Origin of the sequence: Lactiplantibacillus sp. 30.2.29, from assembly GCF_018991255.1 — a bacterium.
Classification (GTDB): domain Bacteria; phylum Bacillota; class Bacilli; order Lactobacillales; family Lactobacillaceae; genus Lactiplantibacillus; species Lactiplantibacillus pentosus.
Genome location: NZ_JAGYGU010000049.1, coordinates 1 through 9,627, shown reverse-complemented (window position 1 = coordinate 9,627; position 9,627 = coordinate 1). Strand labels below are relative to the sequence as shown.

11 protein-coding genes are annotated in these 9,627 nt (G+C 37.5%); 9 read left to right on the top strand and 2 right to left on the bottom strand.

Features of this window, described 5'->3' with window-relative positions:
• Positions 1–884: 884 nt before the first annotated feature.
• The 9 genes from KGF65_RS15760 (at position 885) to KGF65_RS15720 (ending at position 8,668) form a co-directional block, all read left to right on the top strand.
• Positions 885–1,820 carry a replication initiation protein gene (locus KGF65_RS15760; RefSeq protein WP_215678026.1) on the top strand — a complete coding sequence of 312 codons (936 nt, stop codon included), beginning with the start codon at positions 885–887 and terminating at the stop codon, positions 1,818–1,820.
• The gene (locus KGF65_RS15755; protein ID WP_103852027.1) at positions 1,813–2,427 is read left to right on the top strand and encodes a DUF536 domain-containing protein; all 615 of its coding nucleotides are present in this window, start codon (positions 1,813–1,815) and stop codon (positions 2,425–2,427) included. Before KGF65_RS15760 ends, KGF65_RS15755 begins: the two co-directional genes overlap by 8 nt.
• A gap of 202 nt (positions 2,428–2,629) precedes the next feature.
• Entirely contained in the window at positions 2,630–2,782 is a 153-nt protein-coding gene (locus tag KGF65_RS15750) for a ComC/BlpC family leader-containing pheromone/bacteriocin (RefSeq protein ID WP_216748729.1), read from the top strand.
• A 24-nt stretch (positions 2,783–2,806) separates the two neighbouring features.
• Entirely contained in the window at positions 2,807–2,959 is a 153-nt protein-coding gene (locus KGF65_RS15745) for a hypothetical protein (protein WP_181021351.1), read from the top strand.
• Between the two features lie 150 nt (positions 2,960–3,109).
• Complete coding sequence (locus KGF65_RS15740; RefSeq protein ID WP_252263262.1) at positions 3,110–3,847, top strand: CPBP family intramembrane glutamic endopeptidase; 738 nt, start codon at positions 3,110–3,112, stop codon at positions 3,845–3,847.
• A gap of 634 nt (positions 3,848–4,481) precedes the next feature.
• Entirely contained in the window at positions 4,482–6,632 is a 2,151-nt protein-coding gene (locus tag KGF65_RS15735; RefSeq protein ID WP_216748728.1) for a peptide cleavage/export ABC transporter, read from the top strand.
• 14 nt (positions 6,633–6,646) lie between these two features.
• Entirely contained in the window at positions 6,647–8,023 is a 1,377-nt protein-coding gene (locus KGF65_RS15730) for an HlyD family secretion protein (protein WP_215678020.1), read from the top strand.
• Between the two features lie 160 nt (positions 8,024–8,183).
• Positions 8,184–8,399: a type II toxin-antitoxin system RelB family antitoxin gene (gene relB, locus KGF65_RS15725; protein WP_103851751.1), complete on the top strand. Its 216-nt coding sequence runs from the start codon at positions 8,184–8,186 to the stop codon at positions 8,397–8,399.
• The gene (locus KGF65_RS15720) at positions 8,399–8,668 is read left to right on the top strand and encodes a type II toxin-antitoxin system RelE/ParE family toxin (RefSeq protein ID WP_181021315.1); all 270 of its coding nucleotides are present in this window, start codon (positions 8,399–8,401) and stop codon (positions 8,666–8,668) included. Before relB ends, KGF65_RS15720 begins: the two co-directional genes overlap by 1 nt.
• 119 nt (positions 8,669–8,787) lie before the next feature.
• Here KGF65_RS15720 and KGF65_RS15715 read toward each other — a convergent pair whose 3' ends face one another.
• On the bottom strand, positions 8,788–9,135 hold the full coding sequence (locus tag KGF65_RS15715; RefSeq protein WP_069137394.1) for a type II toxin-antitoxin system PemK/MazF family toxin: 348 nt from the start codon (positions 9,133–9,135) through the stop codon (positions 8,788–8,790).
• Positions 9,135–9,398 (bottom strand): type II toxin-antitoxin system PrlF family antitoxin, encoded by a 264-nt coding sequence (locus tag KGF65_RS15710; protein WP_017260787.1) that lies wholly within the window; start codon positions 9,396–9,398, stop codon positions 9,135–9,137. The genes KGF65_RS15715 and KGF65_RS15710 overlap by 1 nt, the downstream gene beginning before the upstream one ends.
• Between the last annotated feature and the right edge of the window lie 229 nt (positions 9,399–9,627).

Below are 9,627 nucleotides of genomic sequence, written 5' to 3'. Positions count from 1 at the left end.
TTAAACCCAATTGATGAAATGCACGCTGATCCGTGGCAAGTTGATATTCAAGAATTGTTTGAAGCTTCTGTCAATGAACCTGACGAGATAAACAAGAACTTGTATGATTCCTGTATACTTATATTTTGCCAAAAAGACAAGAAGCTATTATTAATCATCCAGGATTCGTAATTTAGCCCTTTTAAAGCTCGCTGAGGGCTTTTTATTTTGCTTTGGCAGAATTATATATAAATAGGCTTAAAACTGCTAAGAATTAAAAATAAGGCCCTTAAAAGGGGCATAGCAGTTAAATCCTTATTAAGTCTTAGAAAAACTAATTGTTTGCTGTCAATGGTAGCGGACGAGCGCAGCGTGGGAGCATAAGGAATTGACAGCTATTAACTAGTCTTAACACTGAATTGGCGAAAGCCAAAGTTTCTACAAAAACTTTGCTTTCCTGCCTAACGGCGAGTGAAAAACGGTCAAGCTGGTTCAGCTTGGACGGGGTGCGGGGCGTCAGCGCCCGTAATAGATGTGGCTTGCCGCACCTTTTTAGGCAACGAACGGAGTGAGGCGCAAAGAGCGTAGCGAATGGAGTTTAATGTGAGCCGGTTTTTGGCTTACTCCTTTGTATTTTTGATTTTAGGTTTTGATCTCGTACAGTGGTGCCTCTTATATACCTCTTTTATAAACCTCTTTTAAACCTCTTTTAAACCTCTTTTGATCCTTACTCCCCCAAGTAGTACAGAAGCTTATCGACTACATTTTGTCTGTTTATCGACTACATTTTGTCTGTTTATCGACTACATTTTGTCTGTTTATCGACTACATTTTGTCTGTTTATCGACTACATTTATTTACTCCTGTATTCAAATAAGGTAGTATTATTCAAGGAGGTTATTTTTATGAGCAATGAATTAGTCAAATATGACCCTGAATTAAATACAATCCCCTTGCGAAGGTTTACTCCTGTAGAAATGAACTTGTTCTTTTCTGTAGTTTCTAGAATGCGTGATAAAGGTGATGATACTGTTAGATTTACCTTTGATCAGTTAAAAGAGTTAAGTGCCTATAAGCCAACCGCAAATAATCGTTTTATTGATGACATACAAAGTACATATCAAAAAATACTAGGTCTTAGATTTGGCTCTCGAAGTAAAGATGGTCTTGATAGAGAAATGTTTGTCATGTTCACTCGATTTGAAATTAAGGGATCTGCAGACGTTCCTTATGTTGATATTCAAATTTATCCCAAAGCGTTGAAACTTCTAAATAATCTTGAAAGCTGGGTTCGTTATGCTTTAGCAGAGTTCAGAGATTTAAAGAGTAGTTATGCAAAAACAACGTTTCGTCTTCTTAAACAGTTTCGAACCACTGGTTATGCTTATTTTTCTAAAAATGATTTCTTTGAATTACTAGATATTCCACAAAGCTATTGGAATAAACCTGCAAACGTTGAATCCAGGGTTATTCGCCCAATCAAAGAAGAACTAACCCCTTTGTTTAGAGGTCTAACTATACGGAAAAAATATGGTAAAGGTCGCGGGAAACCAGTGATTGGTTATACTTTTACTTGGAAGTCTGAAAAGAAAAACGCCAATGACTTCTCACAAGGTCAATTACAAGACGAACGTCAAAAGCTTTTCAATATTCAACATAATGGCGAATTAACAGAACAAGAAAAATGGCGTGCCATTGATAAAGTTAAGGGGTTAACTTTAGGCTCTACTGAAAAACAAGCATTGGCTGCCAAACAAGCCGAGCACGATAAAAAAATAAGAGATCAAGCAAGACAAGAAGCACTTGCTGAACTCCGAAAGGGGTTTGGAAATAATGCCTAAAACAATTAGAGAACTCGCAGATGAATTGAAAGTCTCCAAACAGACTATTCAATATCACTACCAAAGACTAGCAGCAAAGAACCAGCAAAAGAACAGTCAAGGAGCAAACCTTATTAGTCCTACAGCCGAAAGAATTATAAGGGGTAAGGTAGCAAAGAAGCAACAAATAGGTAGCAAAGAGCAACCAAAGGCTAGCAAAGAAAATAATGAGCTAGTTACTACTCTAAGAAGCGAAATAGACGATTTGAAGTTTCAACGTGACAAGCAACTTGCTACCAAAGATCAGCAAATAAATAACAAAGACCAACAAATAGATCATCTAGAAAAATTGGTAGATCAGCAACAACAGTTACAGTTGGCATCAATTGCTGAAAATCGACAATTAAAGGACCGTATTCAAGAACTGAGTGGTCTTCTCGAATCTTCTAAATCAACTCAGAAACGACAGGCAACCAATAAGAATGATAACTTATCGAACGGTGGTAGTTACCATAGTGTCAAGGATAAGAACGACAAAAAAGATAAAAATCATGGTGTTGATACCGATGAAAAACAAAAGAAAATACACAAAAGTAAAACCAATAATGGTTGGTGGCATTTTTGGTAAATTTGATAACTAAATCCATAAATAATCCATCTCATTTGTAGTTCTCACCTAGTAAACCATTCATATTAAATTAATAATTACTTAACATTGTTTCAATCGCAAGCTTGATTTTAACTACTGGTGGAGTATAATCTTATGCATGCCTAACATTTGCTCAGAAAAGGTACGTTAAGCAAATCGAATAGTGTTAGAAGGTGAAATTGTGAATAATACTTTTTTGAAGGATAGTTTTCAGCCCTTGAATAATGAATATCTACAAAACATTATTGGTGGTTCTAAACGTGACTACAGGATTGGCTATAAACTGGGAAAAGCAACTAGGGAAGCCTTAGAAATATGGTCACTGTTTAAATAAATTTAAGGAGGTATATTTAAGCTTATGAAAAGTAATTTTATGAGTTTATCAAATGATAGTCTTGAAAAAATTGTAGGTGGATCTCACGCATATAATGCTGCTGCTATTCGCAGAAACAATAAATCAATGCAGAGTGCGGCAGATCTTGCTAACGGCTTTTTCCACGGTTTCTTCTAAAGTCTTATTCATTATAGATGTATTTTATATGAATTCTGTATGAGGTTGGAGATGTAATCTCTCCGCCCCTTTTGAGCTTTACCGAGAGAACCAAAAATCGAAACATATGATTTCTGGTTCTCTAAATTTTTACACATGGAGATGAGCCTAATGAGGAGCAAAGAACTAATGCTGCGCCTTTTTCTAGTTGTGTTCTTCGAAGTATTATTCGAACTCCTCATCATCAACCTTCTAAGAGGATGGGGCGAATACAATAGTCTAGTTTTTTTGTTTTTAGATAAATGCTTATTTTTTAGTGTGCTAGTCATTTTAAATGCCACACTAACTCAACAAAAGATTCCCTTTTCTATCAAACTACATAAAGAACAACGGGAACTCATTTTTACGCTGGCAATTATATTAATTATAATTGGCCTTGTGAACAAAAAGAATCTGTTATCTGCATTTATCATTGGATTGATTGGTAGTACAACAGAGGAGTATCTGTTCCGGGGGATAATTCTCGTAACACTCTTCAAGTTATTTCAAAATTCTAAAAACCAGCTCTCACGTATTTTGTTCCCCCTTATGATTTCAAGTGTATTGTTTGGCTTAGAACATTTTCTTAATTTATATTCACAAAGCCTCCTTTTGACCGTGGTCCAGGTTTGTCAAACAATGGCAATGGGATTTTTATTTGCCTGCATTTTCATTAGAACCAGAAATTTACTATTTCCCACAGTGTGCCATTTCTGTATTGATTTTGTCGTAACTGCTTTTTGGGGCATGCAAAATAGCAACAGTGTTTCATTTGAAAGCACTATTGTCATTATCGTCTTATATCTGATTGTGGGCTTTGCAATTTTAATTCCAACACTAACTGATAGTAATCCATTAGTAAAAAAATAGTAGTCTTCCAGGCATGTAAACAGTTGTTACGGGAAAAACGAAATATACATACGAATTTTAGCGGTAGGTTTCACAAGTAAAAACTCCAAAGCAGTAGTTTAATAGCGTTTTGGAGCTTTTTTCCAGATTTAATTCATAATCGACTCGGAGCATTCGTACGGAAAGTAACTGTAGAAACTAAAACCTGAACATTAATCTTCTGCAACTACTTTAGAGAAATATATTCTGTTAATCTAACTTATCTATATTTTGAGATTGTAAAAAAGATAGTTTGGGACAAATCAATGTGGAAGGATTGCTCAATGATTATTGGCTATACACAGGTTTCTAAAAGTGGTCAGAACTCAAATCACCAAGTTGACCAATTGCTAACTTATGGCAACAACGGCCTAGATTCGACCAAGCGTAATTGAGCTTACGCTTATTTGTCTTCCTGCTGCGACCTTTTCATATAGATGTTCCATTGGCCTCGTTAAGGGAATGCTTATGTTAAAAGTTAGCATCCTATCAAAGACTAGTTGCAGTTGATCTTCCTTGCTGATATTTCTTTTTTCCCCGGCGAATAGATAGATTTTAAAATACATCGTAATTGAGATTACAACGGTGCTTTATAATTGGTAGGAGGAATAAAATTATGCATTGGAGAAACTATGTTGCGCAAGTTGACGAGATGGACTGTGGGGTCGCAGCTTTAGCAATGATTTTGAAAAATTATGGTTCGACAACATCATTGGCCTATCTAAGAAATATTGCTAAAACGAGTTTAGAAGGGACTACGGCATTAGGATTAGTAAAAACGGCCGAAAAGTTAGGTTTTGAAACCAAAGCAATTCAAGCAGATATGAGTCTTTTCGAGGTACAAGATTTACCATTGCCATTCATTGTGCATGTTACCAAAAATGGGGATCTACAGCATTTTTATGTCGTTGTAAAAACCTCGAAAACACATGTCGTGATTGCTGATCCGGACCCAACAGTTGCGGTTATCAGTATGTCAAAGGAACGGTTTGAAAGCGAATGGTCCGGAGTTGCCCTTTTCTTTGCACCGAAGTCGGAATATAAGCCAGTTAAGCAAGATAAGGGCTCACTATGGGGATTTATTCCAAGCTTATTAAAGCAGCGCCGACTGGTTATTAATATTGTGCTTGCTGCAGTTTTAATCACGATTATTAGTATCTGTGGGTCTTATTTCTTACAAGCGGTGATTGATACTTATATTCCCAATAATATGCACAGTACATTGGCAGTGGTGGCCATTGGTCTAATCGTTTTTTATACCTTTCAGGCTATCTTTACTTATGCCCAGAATTTTTTATTGGCGGTTTTAGGTCAACGACTTTCGATTGAAATTATTTTAGGCTATATTCGGCACGTCTTTGAATTGCCAATGAGTTTTTTTGCCACTCGGCGGACGGGGGAGATTGTTTCAAGGTTTACAGATGCCAGTAAGATTATTGATGCGTTAGCTAGCACAATTGTTTCGCTGTTTTTAGATGTCAGCATCGTTATTATTATGGGGGCAATCTTGGTAATTCAGAATATGACACTTTTTTGGATTACGTTACTCTCGTTGCCAATCTACGCGGTTGTCATCTTAGCCTTTAATAAATCCTTTGAACGATTGAATCAAAAGGAAATGGAGAGCAATGCTATTTTGAGTTCAGCCATTATTGAGGATCTTCATGGGATTGAAACTGTTAAGGCGCTGAATGGTGAGCCGGAACGTTATCAGAAAATTGATTCAGAATTTGTTGATTATCTACGTAAGAGTTTGGCTTATCTTAAAGCGGATACTTTGCAACAGGCATTAAAACTGTTTATACAGTTAGTCTTAGAAGTTGTTGTTCTATGGGTGGGCGCCAATCTCGTCATTCATAATCAGTTATCAGTTGGGGAGCTCATGACATATAATGCTTTATTAGCCTATTTTGTTAATCCACTACAGAATATTATTAATTTGCAGACTAAGCTTCAAAGCGCTAAGGTCGCTAACAACCGGTTAAATGAAGTGTATTTGGTCGCTAGTGAATTTGAGGCGTCACGGCCAATTCATAATGAAAGTCAATTAAATGGTGATATTAAGTTACAAGGGGTCAGCTATCGTTATGGTTACGGTGAAAATGTCTTAGATGATGTTAATTTGACGATTCGACAACATGATAAGGTTGCAATTGTGGGGATGAGTGGCTCTGGCAAGTCCACGTTAGTTAAATTGCTTATTGATTTTTATCAACCAAATAGTGGTGATGTCATATTGAACGGCTTCAACGTTAAGAACATCGATAAGCATACATTGCGGACCTATATTAACTACACCCCGCAGGAACCATACATCTTTTCAGCGACCATTGAAGAAAATTTAAGATTAGGTAATCGCAGCGGTATTACTGAGAAAGATATTGCGAAGGCTTGCCAATTGGCGTTAATTGATACGGATATTAATAAAATGGCCATGCAATACCAAACTAAGCTAGATGAGAATGGTAATACACTATCAGGTGGTCAGCGACAGCGATTAACGATTGCGAGAGCGTTATTATCACCCGCTCAAGTCTTGATATTTGATGAGTCGACGAGTGGACTGGATGCAATTACTGAAAAACAATTAATCGATAATTTAGTGGCAATGACTGACAAGACGATTATTTTTATTGCCCACCGGTTGTCGATTGCAAAGCGGACGAATCATATCATCGTTCTGCATGATGGTCGGGTCGCTGAAGAGGGGACCCATGCGGCATTGTTGAATGAACATGGTTACTATTACGACTTGATCAATAGCTGAGGGGGAACTGAATAATGAGAAAAGACCTGCTAGAAAGTGGCGAGTTTTACGGAATTCGGTTTCAAAATTTTTCAACATTATTAATTATTCCAGTGACGCTATTGTTAATTGGTACGATTCTGTTTTCACTCGTAGCTAAGCGCGAGATTGTTATTAATGGTACCGGAACTGTTCAACCGACCGGAACGGTTCCGGTGATTCAAGCGACTGTTAATAGTGCCATCAAAAAGAATTATTTAGTTGAAGGTGCGCGAGTGAAGAAGGGTCAAAAGCTATTAGTTTATACTAACGTTTTTAATCGCAATAAATTACGCGAAGATAATGTCAGCAAACGGCAATTGCAACGCCAAGTAACAGCCTTGGATCATTTTAAAGATGGCATCAATACTGACAGTGATGTTTTTCCAACGACCGATGAATTTGGGTACCGAGAACTATTGGAAAGTTATTTGAAACAGCGTCAAATCTATCTAACGGAGAATCAAATGTTGGCAGCGAAGTCGAGCGCCGCTAGCACTAAGAAAGCCACGCTAACGAAGAACGCGCAACAAGTGGTATCAAATACTAAGACCAATCTGGAGGCTTATCAGGCCTTATACAATGCGGTGGCTAATGGTAGCAAGTATGCCAATAGTGCCAAGTATGCTTACGTTTTTGCTGAGTATGTCGCTAAGTCAAAGGATACCAACAACGCAAACGATAAAAAAGAAGTTAAATCTGCAACGTTAGCAGACATTCAACAGCAGATAGATACGCTTCAGGATTCGTTATCCTCAGCTAAAGTGCAGTTAGAAGAATTACAAGACTTTGATGATACGAAGTACAGTGTTGAGACTAACGATACCAAATTAGCCATGTTAAAGAATGATCAGTTAAGTGAAGTCGCTGAGAAACGAATGAAAGCCGAGCAAGATTTACGGACCGTGAAAGCAGATATTGATAGCTTAACGACACAATCAAAATCTTACACGATCAAGGCAACCAAAGCCGGCGTCCTACACGTTGCAGACAATTACCGTGGTGCAAAGTACGTTAGTTCAGGAGCTGAAATCGCTAAAATTTTACCGATAATCAAGCAACAACGGCGAGTAAACGTTAAGCTATATATTTCGACGGCGGATATTTCTTCCGTTAAAGTCAAGCAAGCCATTAGATTCAAAGTCACGCGGAACGTACCGAAGCCAATTATTTTGGATGGTGTGGTTACAAAGATTGGGGTTTCACCAGTCGAGGAGAGTAAAGCGACTTTTTATGAAGTGACAGCGGCCGTTCCGATTACAGCTGGTCAGGCACAGTCACTACGCTACGGGATGATTGGGAAAACGGCGATTATTACGGGCAAGGTGACTTGGTTTGATTATTATAAAGATAAGGTGCTGGATAATAATTGACACCCGTTATGACGGATAATTTCAGAATGTAATCAATCCATGTAATGGGGCCATTGACCCTAATAAGCTCTAAATTTCTGGCCTTTTTGCAAAAATGAATACAATTGTATTCACATGTGCTATAATATACCTACTATAAGAGAAAGAAGGACGCTCAACTATGACTACAACAACAATTCGTATGCCAGAAGATAAATACAAGGAAGTACAAAGTTTAGCTTCTTTTGAAGGATTAAGCGTCTCGGCCTTTATGCGTAAAGCCGTTTTAGAGCAGGTTGAAGATGTTCAAGATTATACAGATGGCATGAAAGTTCTAGAAGAAGGAAACGGCCGGATTTCTCGGGGAGAGGTCCTTAAAGAGGTTTTTTCTGACTGATGTATACTTGGGAATTTGATAAAAAAGCTTTTAAAGAATTTAAGAAATTGGATCGCACTGTCCAAAAGAGAATGGTTAAATGGCTAGATAAGCATATTGAAGGAACTGAAAATCCGCGACAGTGGGGCAAAGCACTTGAAGGAGATAAAAAAACTTTATGGCGTTATCGAGTAGGTGCCTTTCGTATAATCGTTGATATTGTTGATAACGAGTTTATCGTTTTAGTATTAAAAACTGCTAAACGAAATGATGTTTATAAAAGTAAGTAAAACAGGGTTCATTTTTACCAAATCACCCCTCAAAAACATTGAAAGAATAGCCCCCAATATCTATAATGTAGATATTGGGGGCTATTTTGTTGCTTTTATAAATAAATAACATCTGCTTTTCAGAAAAATTGTTGGACCTTTGTACTAATCGAACTAATTTCTTGCTGGGATAAAGTGGCCACAACTTCGCCATCTGATCGTTTTGTGGGATCGACAGCGCGGACATGTTGTAATAGCGCTGTTCCGTGAATTTTCCCGTTATCTATCCTGATAAATAACGGCGATTTAGCATACTTTTCTAGGGTACGATATTTGTCAGAAGTGCTGATTGGTACAACTAGCACCGTATTAAAATAGCGATTATAGTGATCGTTGCTCACAACTAAACACGGTCGCTTTTTCTTAGTTTCAGTTCCTTTGGCTGGATCTAAATTAATCCACAAAATAGCGCCTTGTTTTAATTTCATTAATCAAAGTCTTCACTTTCTATGTCCTTACCCCAATCAAATTCCGTGGTACTGAGATTTCCGAACTTTTTTTCCTGTTCATCAACAAGTTGCCATAGATCAGGTTTACTACGAACAATCATTACTCTACCATTTGGCTCAATCTGCCATTCAATTGTGTCAGTAGACCGAACTTTTAACAGCTCACGTACTGTTTTAGGAATTGTAATCTGATTTTTGCTTGTGATCTTCGAGCTAACCTTAGTTACATTACCTGCACTCACAATACCATCTCCTTACTTTTTCCTTACAATAAACAATAACATAACTGCTTTAATATCTCAAGAAAAGGGGCTAAAACTATGCAACAAGTTGTCTTACCCATCAAAGATTCTAACGTTCTCAAAGAGGTGCAAGATACCTTACTCAACAATTTTAAAGCTGGCCGGCGTAACTATACAGTTTTTCAAGTTGGCAAAGCGACACTGTTGCGAGTCAGTGATGTCATGTGCT

Coding starts and splice junctions, on each gene's coding strand:
- KGF65_RS15715 (WP_069137394.1), bottom strand. CDS start 9,135: ATGAAATTAAAACAAGGCGCTATTTTGTGGATTAATTTAGATCCAGCC.
- KGF65_RS15730 (WP_215678020.1), top strand. CDS start 6,647: ATGAGAAAAGACCTGCTAGAAAGTGGCGAGTTTTACGGAATTCGGTTT.
- KGF65_RS15760 (WP_215678026.1), top strand. CDS start 885: ATGAGCAATGAATTAGTCAAATATGACCCTGAATTAAATACAATCCCC.
- KGF65_RS15735 (WP_216748728.1), top strand. CDS start 4,482: ATGCATTGGAGAAACTATGTTGCGCAAGTTGACGAGATGGACTGTGGG.
- KGF65_RS15740 (WP_252263262.1), top strand. CDS start 3,110: ATGAGGAGCAAAGAACTAATGCTGCGCCTTTTTCTAGTTGTGTTCTTC.
- KGF65_RS15745 (WP_181021351.1), top strand. CDS start 2,807: ATGAAAAGTAATTTTATGAGTTTATCAAATGATAGTCTTGAAAAAATT.
- KGF65_RS15720 (WP_181021315.1), top strand. CDS start 8,399: ATGTATACTTGGGAATTTGATAAAAAAGCTTTTAAAGAATTTAAGAAA.
- relB (WP_103851751.1), top strand. CDS start 8,184: ATGACTACAACAACAATTCGTATGCCAGAAGATAAATACAAGGAAGTA.
- KGF65_RS15755 (WP_103852027.1), top strand. CDS start 1,813: ATGCCTAAAACAATTAGAGAACTCGCAGATGAATTGAAAGTCTCCAAA.